Origin of the sequence: Sphingomonas sediminicola (assembly GCF_014489515.1) — a bacterium.
Lineage (GTDB): Bacteria > Pseudomonadota > Alphaproteobacteria > Sphingomonadales > Sphingomonadaceae > Sphingomicrobium > Sphingomicrobium sediminicola.
On sequence record NZ_CP060782.1, the window covers coordinates 430,965 to 444,641 of the forward strand.

A 13,677-nucleotide genomic window follows, 5' to 3' on the forward strand; every position below is an offset into this window, starting at 1 on the left:
CTACGGGACGGGCACGAGCCGCGGGCTCGCCAGCCATGTGAAACCCGCATACTGCTTCATCTGCTTGCCGTTGCCGAGGTTGCCACCCGAGCAATTGAGCATTTTGTTGATGCAGTTGTCCATCCACATGCTCATGACCGTATTGTCCCAGGCCCCGAACCAGTCGGCATGGAACGTAGTTCCTGGCTTCGACGGGGTCATTCCGGCCATAGTGTCCGAAGACAGGCTCCACGTCACGGTCTTTCCCGCTTCCCAAGTGCCCGAGCGGTCGAGCGTGTCGTCGACCGTGTACCAGGCACCAAGCGTGAACGCCGGTATGACATAGGGGTGCGTCGACGGACACTTGTAATAGCCCCAGTCACCGTAGCTCCCGTAAGAAACGTGGCTCCGGTGATCCGGGCTGTCGAGGTTCTTGCCGTCCCAGCAGTCGGGCGCCTTGATGACCGCTCCGATCTGCGCCCCGTCGGGCAGTTCTTGGCGGCCGTTACGAGATCCGGATAGGTGCCGGGCACGGCGCCAGTTCCCTGGCAGTTGAAGTAGAGCGACCCGGTCGGAGTCTTCGCCGGATCGAGCATGTTGTATCCGAATACGAATTTCAGTCCGTTCGGGAGCGGAACGCAATTGCCCTCCGCTTGCGGGTCGCCGCTCGTCAGCGAGCATTTCGGATCCGTGATCGGCCGGCGCTTGTAGTAGATTGCGACGAAATCCGGACGGACCACGCTGCCGCGGCCGTTTAGCATGGCGGGCATCCAGTACGCCGAACGATTCAACGGCGACATGCACGTGCTATCGCCTGCTCCCTCAAGGATGCATAGGTCGAGTAGGCGTCGGCGGTCGTATTCCCGTAGAACTGGTGAAGGTGCGACTTTCCCGGTTGGCCCGGGAAGACGATGGGATCGTCGTAACGCAGCTGTCCCGCATTGCAGATGAAGCGGAACGCGCCAACGACGTCCGGGGCGGCGGATCCGGGGACGGTCGCGCTCACCAGCTCCGTATTGATGTCGAAGTTGCTGGGGACCATCGTTTCCTCGGTGTAGAAACTGTTGGTCGTGGTCGACGTGGTGGTCGTGGTTGTCGTGCCGCTCAGACTAGTGTCCGTAGTGGTGGTGGTTGGCGCGGGATCGGTCGTCCGACCCTTCTTCTTGGTAAGCCTCAACGGATCGAACTGGCCGCCGGTAACTTCCGGCGCCACCATAGTGACAATCAGCAGAGCAGCGACACCACCTGCCAGGGCCTTAAAGGCCGAGAAATCTTCGCCCATCTGTTTTGCCTCCCCAGACAAAAGCAGGGGCACATTCGGGCTTCCGGAGTTAAGATATCGTCACTCCGTAGGAAACTCTGGATTAACCGTGTTTTCGGTCGGGCGCGGCGGATCAGCAGCCGGCGCCGGTTCCTTGCACGCGAAGGTCGTTGGACGAGAGCGCTTTCATCCGTTTTGCTCCATCGTCAGGGCAGCCCTGTGTCGTCTTCGATGTTGGTTTGGAAGAGGTGGGTGGTGCGCTTGGCTCGCCGTCAACCAGCAACGTTCCCTGGAGAGCGTCGGCGACGAGCTGCGGCTTGGGCTCGCCGCTGGTGATCAGATCTCCTGCCGATACCCGAAGCGGATCCTCGACGGTCGGGCCCGACAGCATTGGCCCCGCGTTTTGAACTGCATCCAGCGCCACTTCCACGGTCGTGGGCGACGGCGGCAATGGCTCCGCACCGCTGTAGCGCTGGCGGAAAGCGTTGATTGCGCCGAGGCCGCCCTTGAGGCGATAGAAGATATGCCGCCCGATCTGCACCGATTTGTCGAGCGAGTCGGCCCAATACGGAAGGACGTAGTCGGCATGATAATGGGTCGAGTGACCCACCGGCGCGAATACCTTTCCGGCAAGGGCCTGACTGGCGATCCTTTGAGCCTGTTTCCATAGGGCAGGGATCGGAATTCTCGCGAGCGAGCCATCGCAGGTGAACGTGAACTGGCAGCCGACCGGCCGGTCCGAGCCCTGATAGACGACGCCGCAAACGCTTGCCGGATAGGCAGGGTGACGCATCCGGTTCAGCACCACTTGAGCCACCGCTCGTTCGCCATCGGCGCCGTCGCCCGCCGCTTCGTAATAAACGGCTTGGGTAAGGCACTCGAGCGCGCGCTCTCGCGATGTGGAGTCGGCTTTGAGGGTGAAGGCGGCCGCGGCACTGTCGGGCCGCTCCGAGAATTCTCGCTTCGAATTTTCAGCGAGCGCTTCTTCAGGCGAGATCGGCCGAAGGAGATCGGGGGCGGGATGTTCAATTTCACCGTCACCGATCTCGAAAGTGCGGATGGCTTGTTCGAGCGCGCGATTTCGAATGGTTGTGACCCTGATTGCGAGAGCAGGATCGCTGCCCCGATGATGAGGAAGAGGACTGCTGCGCCTATTCCGCCGAAAATGAACAAGCGCCGGCGCTGGCGCTTTCTCCATTGTCTCGCCGCTTCGACTTTCATGCGGTTCTTTTTCGCCATCGAAGGGCGAGCAAGAAGATGGCTGGGCCCTCGACGAGATACCGGCGCCACAGACGCCGGGGATCGGTTAGCAGGCGGTGTGCCCATTCCAGCCCCAATCGCCGGGCCAGCACCGGAGCGCGTTTAGTCTGCCCGGTTATGAACTCGAGTGCCGCCCCGATGCAGAAAGCCATTCCACTCGCGGTTCCAAGTTTCGCCGCTTCGGCGGCGATCATCTCTTGCTGGGGCGAACCGACGCAAATGAAGCTGAAGCGCGCCTTCTGATCCGAGATGAATTCCGCGGCCGTCGTTCGCGCATCCGGGTTCTGCATCAGGCCCATCGGCGGGCAATGCTGGACGAACTGAATTTTCGGGTGCGCTCGCTGGAGGCCTCGGAGAAGCGCCGGGTCGCCGCCGACAATGGCAATCCGGTCCCCGCTTTGGATCACCCTGTCGAACATGAGTGCGGTCAGGTCGCTCCCAGGCAAGACCGGCAGGTGCACGCCGCGCCATCTCGCGAGCAGACCCAGGACCTTGCTGTCGCAGATACAGAGGTCGGCCCTGCGGTACGCTTCCTCAAGACCGTCTATCTGGCCGCTCCGCTTGTGAAGGCGAACCATGTGATCGACATTCGGAGTGACGAGGTAGCGGAACGGAGCGCCGGACCGGGTCTCCTCGATTCGGGAAAGCAACCGGTCGACCGAAAGGACATCGAAAGCGACGTCCAGAAAGTTCTCGCGGTCAGTAGGCATCGCGGTCGAAAAGCACCGCGCGAACGGTCGCAATCATGATCCAGAAGTCGAGACCCAGTGACCAGCGGTCAATATATTCCTTGTCCAGCTCGACCCTACGCTTCGCGCGCTCGACCGAACGGATTTCGCCGCGAAGGCCCTTGACCTGAGCGAGGCCGGTGATGCCCGGCCGAACGCGGTGACGCCCCGCGTACCCGCGTACTGCATCCTGATAGTAGCGGTCCCCGACCCGCATCTCGAGCGCATGAGGCCTCGGCCCCACGAGCGACATGTCGCCTCTAATGACGTTGATCAGCTGCGGTAGCTCGTCGACGCTCAGCTTGCGAAGGATCCGGCCTACCGGAGTCACTCGCGGATCGTCGCGTGTCGTCGTCTCGCGCGCGCCGAGGTCCGACTGGTCCGCGAACATGGTTCGGAACTTGAGGACGTGGATGATCTCGTTGTTGAAGCCTACCCGCGGCTGCACGAACAGCACGGGGCCAGGGCTCGAGAGCCGAACTAGAAGTGCCGCGAGACCAATGATCGGCGAAAGGAAGACGAGTGCAATCCCACCAAGGATAAGATCTTCGCCTCGCTTCACGAACTGGTTGATGTCGCGGAACGGCCGCTGCCACAGGTTCAGAACTGGAAGCGATCCAAGGAGATGGACCCGATAATCCGGGGCGAGCTCGATCGCCTCCGGCGGTATTAAGGACACGTCGACCGAAACGGCGCTCAGTCCGTCTACGATTTCGTGCAGTCGCTTGGTCGGCAGGTTTGGAACGCTGATCAGTACCTGGTCGACTTCGCCTCGCCGCGCGAGCTCGGCCAGTTCCTTGTAGCCTCCGATTAACTTGAGATCGTCGAGCTTGCCGATCTTGGGCCTGTCGTCCGCGACTCCGACGAAGCGCAGGTGAGGCAGATCGAGCGCGCCCAGCAATTGGCGTATCATTGCGATCGACTGAGGATCGGCGCCGTAGAAGGCGATGCGCTGCTCGATCGATCCACGCGCCGCCATGCGGGTGAGGCCGATCCTGATCAGCGGCCGGGACAATGCGAGGCAGAAGAGCAGCGAGACGAGATACAGCAGGCTGACACCGCGGGAATAATTGCCGATCATCCCGAACTGCCAGACGAGCGCCGACGCGAGGAGGCTGCTGACCGTCGCGTCGACGAGCGCGTCGCCTTCCTCATGCATCAGATTGACGAGCGTGCGGCGGTAGGCGCGCCTCGAGGAACGGATCAGCAGGAAGCTCGCCGAGAGGATGGCGAACGCAAAAACGTGCACCGAGTATATGAGCCGCTCGCCGACGAGGAGTTCGTAAGCGATGAGCGACATGGGGACGCTCAGGGCAAGGCATGCCAGGTCGCTCGCGAGGATGATCGGCCCGACGATGTTCGATGTGAAGCGCACTGGCCGCTTGCGCGAGTCAGTAGCCCGCGCATCGACTGCGGGATCAACTGGTTTCTGCACCACGATTGCGTCGTCAGCAGGTGGCATCAGATGAATTCTCGCACCAGCTCCGCATCCTGTTGATGTCGGTATTCCTCATCCACCGCCTCGGCGGCGTCTGGTCCGTCGGACTTGGCGACATGCGCACGCAGTGCCTCGTAAAGGTCGCGGTTGGCGGGAATCTCATGAAACGCATTCCAGAGTGTCCTGTCCAGCTGGCGGCTGTCACCAGCAGCAGCATAAGCACGCGCAAGCAAGAGACGATCGCGAGCCGACTTGGGCAGGACGCTTACTAGCCTTTGGGCATCGCTGATCGCCGCAATTGCCCTACCAGCTCTTATTTCGAGGTTAATTCGCGCGCGCAGCGCATAGACGTGATCGGGCTCCAGCTTCAGGATCGTGTCCAGCATCTGCTTTGCTTCAGCAGTGCGGCCGCCGATCGCCAGCGAGTCCGCGATGATCGCATTGGCGCTGGAGTTGGCTAGGCTGATCGGAAGGATGGGCCTGCCACCGGCCAGGTCGATGGCATCCTGAGGGCTGCCGACCTCATTGAAATAGCCCGCATAGGCCAGCCGCTGCTGCGGGCCGGCCGCCCTGCTGAATTGCCGCGCGGCGGCGAGTGCCTCCGGCGACCTCCAATGCTCCGCCCACAACCAAAGCACGGAATCCACTTGTTCGCCGGGCGCATCGGGCTTCAGGAAAGGCTGTGCCGCTCGCAGGGCGCCAGCGATATCCTTCGAACGAAGCCTTGCGTCCACGGCAGCCAGACCGGCATCCACATCCTTGGGATCCAGCTGTGCGACCCGGCTTGCCGCGGACGCCACCCCCGGCCAATTCTCGTAGCGTTCGTGGAGCGCCATGAGGGCCTTCAGGGAGCCAGCATCATCAGGGCGAACGACAAGCTGCTTTTCTAGTAACGAGGCCGCTTCTTCATGCTTCCCGCGCGCCAGCAGGATGCGCGCCTTCAGCAACTTGGCGCCCGGTTCGAACGGGAGTGACCGGAGCAATGCGTCGGCCTGCCGATCCGCTTCGTCCAGGTTCTGGCGCCTTAGTGCCGCATAGCCGTGGGCGAGCTTGACCGCCGGTGCGTCGGCGGAAATGAGTTCAAGCTGCCGAGCCTGCTTCTCCGCCACGTCGATGTCGCCGCTGAGCAACGCCAACTGTGTCAAGTTTGCAAGGACCTGCGCGTTCGTGCGATCTAGTTCATGCGCCCGGGTGTAAGCATAATAGGCGTCGCCGAGCGACCCCAGTTCGACCTGGACCTTGCCGAGTTCCTCCCAATAAGCGGGCTCGTCGTCCTTGGCGGCTACGACCTCGAGCAATGCCCGTCGAGCCGCGAGCAGGTCTCCGGACGCAACTGCGGCCTGATATTCCTCAAAGCCCGCACGGGCTTTTGACTCTGATGAACTGCAGCCGGCGAGAGCTACCGAAAGCGCCGTGGCGGCAATGCAACAAGCCGCAAAAAACGGGCTTCGGACCTTCATAATTTGTATATACTACTCTGCGAGTTATCGTTTTGTAACCTAGCATGCTGAACGACGAGACGATCTCGCGTGTGCGCGCGGACTGGCGAAAGGAGCCTTGGTGCGTAAAGCCTTTGTCGCATTGATTGCTGGAATCCTCTTCCAGACTGTTCTGCTCCAACCGCTAGCCGCCCAAACGCGGCGGCCAGCGCCTGCCCAGGCCACGGCCGGGCCCGCGTATCGTATCAATCCCGGCGACGATATCGAGATCATGGTGTGGGGCGACGACCGTCTTCAACGGACCGTTCGCGTCCTTCCTGACGGCACGTTCGCTTTCCCCCTGGTTGGGCAGCTCGTCGCGGCGGGCCAGCTGCCTGCGGATCTGGAGCGGGTCATCTCGGCGGCTCTTCAGCCACAGTATCGTGGAGCGGTCCCCCAGGTGACCGTCAGCGTGAAGAACCCGAATGGTTACCAGTTCTCGATCGTGGGCAAGGTCAAGGCGCCGGGCACCTATACTCCTGGCCGCTACGTCAATGCGCTGGAGGCCGTTTCGATTGCGGGCGGGCCGACCGAATTCGCGTCGATGAGCAACATTTCCATCCTGCGCAAGTCGGGCACGCAATTGCAGACCATTCGAGTTCGCTTGAGCAATGTCCTCAAAGGGGACACACAGGGTCTCACTGAAGCAGACATTCCGTTCATCCAGAGCGGAGATACATTGGTGGTGCCGTGATGAATGCATTCCGCAAGCACTGTCTCGCCGCGACCGCAGGGGTCTTCGCAGTCTGGAGCGCTCCCGCGCTTGCCCAGGCGGCGGATCAGCCGACCGAGGGAGCGCAGCCACAGAGGTCGGCAAGCTACATCGATCTGACTGCGGGCCTCGGCTACTCGAGCAATCCGTTCCTGGAGTTCAACGGTGACGGATCTGCTTTCGGGCGGCTCGGAGCGCGCGGCGTACACGCCTGGTCTAGCGAGCGCGCTTCGACGAGCATTGCGGCGTTTGCCGAGGGCTCCACTTATTTCAACAAGTATGATTTCAAGAGCATCTTCTCCGTCACCGGTGACACTCAATACAAAGCGAGCGAAACCATCCGGGTTTTCGCCTCCGGCGGTGTCAGCGGCGATCTTTCAGGCCAGCTGAGCAATCGCTTCCTGTACGTACCGCCCGTCCCGGAAGTGCCGGACGTAACACTGCCGCCTCCGCCAGTCACGGTGCAGGATCCCGATCTCTTCTCCTTCGCAGGACGTCAGTACCGTTTGTACGGACAGGGCGGTGCGGCAATCCGGACCGGTCCACGCACCAACATCACCCTTTCGGGGGCGCATCGCGGGTTTGGTTCACCGGCGATTTTCTCAACGATTATACGACCGTCTTCGTCAACGGCGCCTACAATCACCAATTGTCGGAGCGAACTTCTATTGGGTTCAGCGTCGGAGCCGACCGCACCAATTATGACAATTCAAGCGACCATTCGACGATCATCAGCCCGAGGCTGACGCTGAGCACGCGGCTCAGCGAGTATTGGGACATCCAAGGTGGCATCGGGGTCAGCTTCTCGAGGTTCCAACGCGACGGCGAAAGCGATCATTCCGCGTCGCTCGTGTTCGACGGATCGATTTGTCACAGCTCGGAAACGGAACGGCTGTGTGGGCGAATTGCGCGGAGCTCGCAGAGTCTCTCACGCGCGGCGCTCTCGAACAGTTCGTCGGTCAACGTAGATTGGTACAAGAGGCTCGACGACAAGCAGACCGTCCAGCTGTCGACCGGGGTCACTCGATACGTCACCGACGATCAGCTTACGAGCAACTTCAAGTCGCATTATTTCCGCATCGCGGCGAGCTACAGCCGCAAGATCAATGGCCGCCTTTCCGGAGGAGCAGACGTGAGCGGGCGCTGGCTTCGCCAGAATGGTCCCGATCCTGATGGCGACCTGACCGGTTCGCTGTTCCTCCGCTATCGTCTCGGAGATCTTGGATGATCGAGCCCGGAACGCTCGAGCGGGCGGAAGGCGGCGGCGCCTGGCTGATCAACCACATGCCGGCCATTCTCTGGCAGCGGCGGATGTACGTGATCGTGCCGTTCATCGTCGTGTTCCTCGTCGGCCTGATCACGGCCTTCATGCTTCCTACGCTCTATCGGTCGTCGGCGACGCTGCTTGTGGAGTCCCAGGATCTTTCGACGGATATCGTCGAAGCTCCGGGCGCTGGTGAGATTGAGAAGCGCATCGCGAAGATTCGCGAACAGGTCCTTAGCCGCGGCGACCTCATCAGCCTGATCGAGCAGAACGATCTCTATCCGTCCGAGCGGCGAACGAAGCCAATGTCCTATGTCGTCGACAAGATGCGGAAGGCGACGACGGTCGGAGCATTGGCAGGCGACATTGGACAGAGCGGGACGAGCAAGGAAAGCACCATCGCGATCACGATGAGCTACGACTACCCGGATCCGGGCAAGTCCCAGGCCGTGATGCAATCCTATGTGACCCAGTTCCTGAAAATGGACAGCGACGAGGTGGAGGATCAGGCCAACCTGACTGTCCGCTTCCTTCAGGAACAGGCTGGCAGGCTGCAGACCCAGATCCAGCAGATTGAACGGCAGATCACTGCGCTGAAGACGACGAATGGCGTCGTCCTTTCGGGCGCCGGCGCGCCGGTCTTCATGGATACGGGAAGCTACACGGCGCAGATCACCAGCCTTGAAAACGAGAACCGGCAATTGGTTCGCCAAAGCAAGACTGGCGGATCGGATTCTCAATTGGCGCAGGCGGAGGCCGCGCTCGCAGTCGCGCAGTCGACCTACAGCGACTCTCACCCGGACGTCATCGCGGCGCGAGAGCGTGTCGAAATCCTGAGGCAGGCGGCGCGGAACAGTGGCTCCACGTCGAACTCGATCGTCCAGGACCAGATCCAGGCCAATAATGCGGCGATCGCGCAGCTTCGGGCCGCTCGCGATGCGCTGGTCAATCGGGCCAATGTGGCCGCGGCGGGCCAGGCAAGAGCGCCCGCGATCATGGAACGAGCGTCCCAGCTCGAGAACCAGGCCAATGCGCTTCGCGAGCAGTACAAGACTGTCGCCGGCAATTTGATGAGGGCTCAGGGTGGTGCGCGTCTCGCCAACGAGCAGCGTGCGGAGCGCCTGTCGCTTGTCGAGCCCCCGAACCTGCCGGATCGCCCGCAGTGGCCAAATCGACCGCTGGTAATTGGAGCTGGTGCGGCAGCCGGGCTGGCGCTCGGACTAATACTCGCGCTGCTCATAGAATTGCTCAACCGGCCGATGCGGAGCCCGGCCCAGGTTCAGTCCATGGGGCTTCCGATCCTCGGCGTGGTACCAATTCTTCAGACCCGGCCGAGTAAGAAGCGCTTCGGACTATTCAGGAAGCGTGAGGCTCGCTTTGCATAATCCGTTCCACGAGACTGCTGGAGTGTCTTCCGTGAGCGCTGAGCCAGCAACGACTCTGTCCGTAATCCCGATCCCGGGCCGCGAAGGCGCCGTGGAAGTGCCGTGGGATGGTGAAACTGCGCGGGCGCGCGGAGTGTTCGGTTTCGACAGTATGGATACCCGTTCGCGGAGCTTCAATCTGATCAGGGCGCGGCTGCTAGAAATGAACATGAAGCGCGGCTGGCGGATGATCGGCGTCGTATCCGCGACCCCGAACGTCGGAAAATCGTTCATTTCCGCCAATGTTTCCGCATCGCTCAGCCGCGATCCGCGGTTCCGGACCTACGTGGTCGACCTCGATCTTCGCAGAGGCTCGCTCAGCGATTTCTTCGGCCTCGCGCCGGAAAGCGGACTTCGCGACTATCTGCAAGGTACGCCCGGCGTGGACGCGCCGGCGGTTTATCACCTCGAGGGCGAACGGCTGCTGATCATGCCGACCATGGCAGGGAAGATTCATTCGGCCGAGTTGCTGGCGGGCGAGCGTGCACAGACGCTACTTCGATCGATGCGGGTTTCCGACGAGAAGAACCTCTTCATCGTCGATCTTCCGCCAGTGTTCGCGAATGACGATGCATCGACGGCCATGGGCCGTCTCGACGCATACATTGTTGTCGCTGAGGAAGGTAAAACAAAGCAGCGCGAAATCCAGGACGCGGTGAACCTGCTGGGCGACGCGCGTCTAGCTGGCGTGATCCTGAACAAGTACCGCGGTGGTGTTGTGAGCGAAGGCTATGGCGTCGACGATTATTACGCGGCCGGGTACGGCCAGGCGGAAGCCAAGCCTAAGAGCTAGAAGCGGCTCCTGACCCTTATTTGGTGGGTGGAGCGAAGCCCTGCTTATATTCGATCTTGGCTGATTGACGGATCGTCTTCAGGCGGTTCTGCATCAGCTTTGCCGCCTGTTCCCGACGCATTGTAGCGACCGCGACCGACTTGGCCTGTTCGCCGGTAATCGGCGCAGCCTCGCGCGAAACGACTACGCTCGCGACGCCCAAATTGCCCACCGGAATGATGAAGGGTTCGGTACCTGCCGCCGTTGCAAGCTGGCCGAACAGATTGGGCGGGATGATTGCCGTGTCGAGCCGGTTCTTCTGGCGGACGAACGTAATGCCCGCGCCAGTGAGGACTGCGGCGATATCATCGAGCGTCTTCGACTGATCCAGCTTGGCTCTCACGGCCGGGTCGGTCGGCATCTGGAAGCGCAGCTGCTCAAGGTTCCACTGCTCGCGGTTTGCGAACATTTGCGGTCTGCTCGCCTCGAACTTCTGGATTTCCTCGTCTGATGGAAGTTGCGCCGTGTCGATCTGCCGCGTTGCGAGCATGCTGATCAGAAGATCTTCAGTGAGCTTGCGCTGCCGGTTGAGAAATTCCGGTGTCTTGTCGACGCCGTCGGTCTTTGCCTGCTGCGCAAGAAGCCGGCGATCGATCATCGCCTGCAGGACGCGTGAGCGCATCGCGTTCTTATCGGCGCCAACGGGAGTATTCGCACCGGTCAACTCAGAGTTGAGCTCGGCCGCGGTTATTTCCTCGCCATTGACGATCGCAACCGTTTGACCTTCCGCCTTCTTGTTGCAGGCGGACAAGGCCAGAGCCAATCCAACGCCAATTAGTATCGTCGAACGCACGCTAAGCCCCCACCATTTGAAAATCGCGTGGTATAAGGTCATAGCATGGAGGAATCGCCCATGCCACAGGCCATTAGGGTGAGGGGGGACATGGAAACCGTCTACGACTGGGTCACAGTTGGAATCTTCGCCGGGCTTGTAGTTCTCTTCATGCAGCGTTCGACTTCCGACGAAGTGCAGCATGAAAATGACTCGCTACTGCTTTATCTGGGTGCCGGGCTTGGATGCGCGGTTGCCAATTATATCGGCAACAAGGGACTGCATTTCATTGCAATTCCGCTCATTCTCGCGACGCTCGGCTTCATCATCTACTACCTGAGGCCGTTCAAAACCTGGCCGAAGAGATGACGCTCAGGCGATGAATACGCGCCGCACCTGCGGCGAGACTGAATTCATCAGCGACAGGATAAACTCATCCATCGACGCAAGTGCACGCGCCTTGTCGTTTCCGAAGGTCGATACGCGAACCATGATTGCGTCCGGTATGATCCGGCGCAGATTGTCCATTGCAACCACCATCCGCTGCTCTCGCCAGCTTTTCGGGAGGCGATCCCCGATGCGGGTCCAGTAGACCAGTTGCTCGGTTCGCGAGTCACTCGTCGCAGACATGCTAAGGGTCGGAAGGGCGCCCCAGGGCAATCCAACGACATGCGGCTCGATCGCCGACAATTGGTACCCGCCGGCCGTGTAACAAATCTCGGGGCGATGGATTTGCAGAATGCCGGTCTGCGTGGCGCTTTGCGCGACGAGGAGCATGATCGGCGGACCGCTTCCATCCGAGTAAACGCGTGTGACGAGTTGGCTGTAAAGCGCGCGGATCATCTGGTCCTCGGGAGGGACCACCAGGCCGCTACTGGAAACATAGTTCCAGCGTCCGATCTTATCCGGGATGACGCTTTCGAGCTTCTGCTTGCCGAGATAATCCAGATTCTTGTTGGGCAATCTCGCCGCCGCCACGCCCGCGACCGATGCGAAAGCGAGCCCAAGGCCGAACTTGCGCCTTGTCATCATTCGCTCGGGCCGTCCGATATCGTCGCTCATTGCGCGGCCCTTCCGGTCCGGAGATGCAGGACGCGCGTGAAAATGCTGTCAATTACGAAGACTGTCACCAAGGCGACCGCAAACATTGTGAGCCCGGCAAAGTCGTGGAGGAATCCCTGCGCAGCTGACTCGCCCATGTAATAGGTGATCAGGATCAGGATGATCACCCGGACAAAATTCGAGAAGACGGCGATCGGGATCACTGACAGGGCAATGACTGCAAAGGACAGGAAATTGCTGCGGTGACGCAGATATCCATAGAACAGGCAGATCGCACCCAGGCTGATGATCGAGTTCAGCCCCGCGCACGCGGCCGCGACCAGCAATTCAAATTGGGCGATCTGGATGGTCACCCTGAACTCGCGATTGGATATCCGAGTGCGTGGAGAAGACTGACCGCCCATTGCGAGATCGCGATCTTGATCGGTTGGGTGATCGCCGCGACGACCGAATCCGGCGGAGGCAAAGTCAGCGCAAGGTACACTAGCGGAAACCAGATCGATCTGAGCAGCTTTCCGCCCACCAGCAAATAGAGGCCGGTGATCAGCGCGCTATACATTGCGATCGCCTCGATCTCGAGTATGCCGGTTACCCGCGCCAGCCCGTAGATCGCCAAGAACGGAATGAGCAGAGAAAGTCCGAGCGCGAGACTACCTGGCTCCCGGACGGCGTGGCTGCCTCTCAATTCCCGCCAAAGGAGCCAGGCACCGGTTGCAAGGACGATGGGCCCGTGACCGCCTTGTTCAGTCGTCCAGTTGAACCGGGCAACCTGTATCATGGTGGGCAGCAGGATTATTCCAACGCCTGCTATCAGCACCAGATCGGCGAGGCCGATCGAGCGTACGAAGCTGGTTTGAGGTTGCGCCTTGGCTAAAAGCAAAAGGGGTGCCCGATCTCCGCACATTCGCCTGATTGATTGTGCGAAAGAAAAGCTAAACCTAGTCTAAACCCGCCGCAAGCTTTCCGGATTGCTGTCGAAAATGAATTTGGGACACATTTCGTGATCGGGATCGTGATTATCTTGCTGGCACCTTTTGCGGTGTTGACGGCATTCTTCGTCGTCGAATTGATCGCGGGTCTGCCAACCAGTCGATTTCGGCGCGCGGGCAGCAAGCGGGTTTCTGCGGTGGTCATCGTTCCGGCTCACGACGAAGCTCTGGTTATCGGGCATACGGTGGCAGCTTTGACGTCTGTACTGCCGGAGGGCGTTCGGCTTCTCGTCGTGGCGGACAATTGCTCGGATACGACGGCAGGAATTGCTCGCTCGGCCGGGGCGGAAGTGATCGAACGGAATGAAGCAGACCAGCGGGGAAGGGCCACGCGCTTGCATTTGCCGCCGAGCATTTAGCGAGCGATCCGCCCGATGTCCTCGCCGTTCTCGACGCGGATTGCCGGATGGATTCCCCGAGCCTGTTGGCATTGGTATCGGCGGCTGGATCCGGAAGCCCCGTGCAGGCCGTCAATCTC

15 protein-coding genes and 1 pseudogene are annotated in these 13,677 nt (G+C 60.8%); 7 read left to right on the plus strand and 9 right to left on the minus strand.

The features are described 5' to 3' along the window. The 6 genes from H9L14_RS14915 to H9L14_RS02420 all read right to left on the minus strand — a co-directional run bounded on the left by H9L14_RS14915 (position 1) and on the right by H9L14_RS02420 (position 6,126). Entirely contained in the window at positions 1-621 is a 621-nt protein-coding gene (locus H9L14_RS14915) for a DUF1996 domain-containing protein (protein ID WP_222949893.1), read from the minus strand. 145 nt (positions 622-766) lie between these two features. Then, the gene (locus H9L14_RS14920) at positions 767-1,261 is read right to left on the minus strand and encodes a DUF1996 domain-containing protein (RefSeq protein ID WP_222949894.1); all 495 of its coding nucleotides are present in this window, start codon (positions 1,259-1,261) and stop codon (positions 767-769) included. Positions 1,262-1,373: 112 nt separating this feature from the next. Next, entirely contained in the window at positions 1,374-2,438 is a 1,065-nt protein-coding gene (locus tag H9L14_RS02405) for a cell wall hydrolase (protein ID WP_187709085.1), read from the minus strand. 19 nt (positions 2,439-2,457) lie between these two features. After that, positions 2,458-3,210: a WecB/TagA/CpsF family glycosyltransferase gene (locus H9L14_RS02410; RefSeq protein ID WP_187709086.1), complete on the minus strand. Its 753-nt coding sequence runs from the start codon at positions 3,208-3,210 to the stop codon at positions 2,458-2,460. After that, positions 3,200-4,690, minus strand: coding sequence for an exopolysaccharide biosynthesis polyprenyl glycosylphosphotransferase (locus tag H9L14_RS02415; protein WP_187709087.1), 1,491 nt, complete (start codon positions 4,688-4,690; stop codon positions 3,200-3,202). The genes H9L14_RS02410 and H9L14_RS02415 overlap by 11 nt, the downstream gene beginning before the upstream one ends. Beyond that, positions 4,690-6,126: a tetratricopeptide repeat protein gene (locus H9L14_RS02420; protein WP_425506892.1), complete on the minus strand. Its 1,437-nt coding sequence runs from the start codon at positions 6,124-6,126 to the stop codon at positions 4,690-4,692. The genes H9L14_RS02415 and H9L14_RS02420 overlap by 1 nt, the downstream gene beginning before the upstream one ends. Positions 6,127-6,226: 100 nt before the next feature. On the opposite strand from H9L14_RS02420, the gene H9L14_RS02425 reads away from it, so the two are divergent. The 5 genes from H9L14_RS02425 (at position 6,227) to H9L14_RS02445 (ending at position 10,337) form a co-directional block, all read left to right on the plus strand. Next, entirely contained in the window at positions 6,227-6,838 is a 612-nt protein-coding gene (locus H9L14_RS02425) for a polysaccharide biosynthesis/export family protein (protein ID WP_246444351.1), read from the plus strand. Continuing rightward, positions 6,835-7,602 (plus strand): hypothetical protein, encoded by a 768-nt coding sequence (locus tag H9L14_RS02430; RefSeq protein WP_187709089.1) that lies wholly within the window; start codon positions 6,835-6,837, stop codon positions 7,600-7,602. Before H9L14_RS02425 ends, H9L14_RS02430 begins: the two co-directional genes overlap by 4 nt. Before the next feature lie 104 nt (positions 7,603-7,706). Then, the gene (locus H9L14_RS02435; protein WP_187709090.1) at positions 7,707-8,084 is read left to right on the plus strand and encodes a hypothetical protein; all 378 of its coding nucleotides are present in this window, start codon (positions 7,707-7,709) and stop codon (positions 8,082-8,084) included. Next, positions 8,081-9,505: a GumC family protein gene (locus H9L14_RS02440; RefSeq protein ID WP_187709091.1), complete on the plus strand. Its 1,425-nt coding sequence runs from the start codon at positions 8,081-8,083 to the stop codon at positions 9,503-9,505. Before H9L14_RS02435 ends, H9L14_RS02440 begins: the two co-directional genes overlap by 4 nt. Before the next feature lie 31 nt (positions 9,506-9,536). Further along, complete coding sequence (locus H9L14_RS02445; RefSeq protein WP_187709092.1) at positions 9,537-10,337, plus strand: CpsD/CapB family tyrosine-protein kinase; 801 nt, start codon at positions 9,537-9,539, stop codon at positions 10,335-10,337. Positions 10,338-10,353: 16 nt separating this feature from the next. Here the strand turns inward: H9L14_RS02445 and H9L14_RS02450 are convergent, their stop codons facing one another. Then, a complete protein-coding gene (locus H9L14_RS02450; RefSeq protein WP_187709093.1) occupies positions 10,354-11,169 on the minus strand; it encodes a SurA N-terminal domain-containing protein in 816 nt (271 codons plus the stop codon). 90 nt (positions 11,170-11,259) lie between these two features. Here H9L14_RS02450 and H9L14_RS02455 point away from each other — a divergent pair, with 90 nt between their 5' ends. After that, entirely contained in the window at positions 11,260-11,517 is a 258-nt protein-coding gene (locus tag H9L14_RS02455) for an XrtV sorting system accessory protein (protein ID WP_187709834.1), read from the plus strand. A gap of 3 nt (positions 11,518-11,520) precedes the next feature. On the opposite strand, the gene epsI is transcribed toward H9L14_RS02455, so the two are convergent. Both epsI and xrtV read right to left on the minus strand, forming a co-directional pair. After that, the gene (gene epsI / locus H9L14_RS02460; protein ID WP_187709094.1) at positions 11,521-12,210 is read right to left on the minus strand and encodes an exosortase-associated protein EpsI, V-type; all 690 of its coding nucleotides are present in this window, start codon (positions 12,208-12,210) and stop codon (positions 11,521-11,523) included. Then, a pseudogene (xrtV, locus tag H9L14_RS15460) lies at positions 12,207-13,114 on the minus strand (exosortase V). The gene epsI and the pseudogene xrtV overlap by 4 nt, the downstream one beginning before the upstream one ends. 96 nt (positions 13,115-13,210) lie before the next feature. Between xrtV and H9L14_RS02475 the strand changes: the two are divergent. Continuing rightward, positions 13,211-13,558 carry a glycosyltransferase family protein gene (locus H9L14_RS02475; RefSeq protein WP_187709097.1) on the plus strand — a complete coding sequence of 116 codons (348 nt, stop codon included), beginning with the start codon at positions 13,211-13,213 and terminating at the stop codon, positions 13,556-13,558. The last annotated feature ends 119 nt before the right edge of the window (positions 13,559-13,677 follow it).

What these genes read in the sequence shown, in the direction of transcription:
- H9L14_RS14920 (WP_222949894.1), bottom strand. Translation starts at nt 1,261, where the DNA reads ATGGGCGAAGATTTCTCGGCCTTTAAGGCCCTGGCAGGTGGTGTCGCT.
- H9L14_RS02405 (WP_187709085.1), bottom strand. Translation starts at nt 2,438, where the DNA reads ATGGAGAAAGCGCCAGCGCCGGCGCTTGTTCATTTTCGGCGGAATAGG.
- H9L14_RS02410 (WP_187709086.1), bottom strand. Translation starts at nt 3,210, where the DNA reads ATGCCTACTGACCGCGAGAACTTTCTGGACGTCGCTTTCGATGTCCTT.
- H9L14_RS02415 (WP_187709087.1), bottom strand. Translation starts at nt 4,690, where the DNA reads ATGCCACCTGCTGACGACGCAATCGTGGTGCAGAAACCAGTTGATCCC.
- H9L14_RS02420 (WP_425506892.1), bottom strand. Translation starts at nt 6,126, where the DNA reads ATGAAGGTCCGAAGCCCGTTTTTTGCGGCTTGTTGCATTGCCGCCACG.
- H9L14_RS02440 (WP_187709091.1), top strand. Translation starts at nt 8,081, where the DNA reads ATGATCGAGCCCGGAACGCTCGAGCGGGCGGAAGGCGGCGGCGCCTGG.
- H9L14_RS02455 (WP_187709834.1), top strand. Translation starts at nt 11,260, where the DNA reads ATGGAAACCGTCTACGACTGGGTCACAGTTGGAATCTTCGCCGGGCTT.
- epsI (WP_187709094.1), bottom strand. Translation starts at nt 12,210, where the DNA reads ATGAGCGACGATATCGGACGGCCCGAGCGAATGATGACAAGGCGCAAG.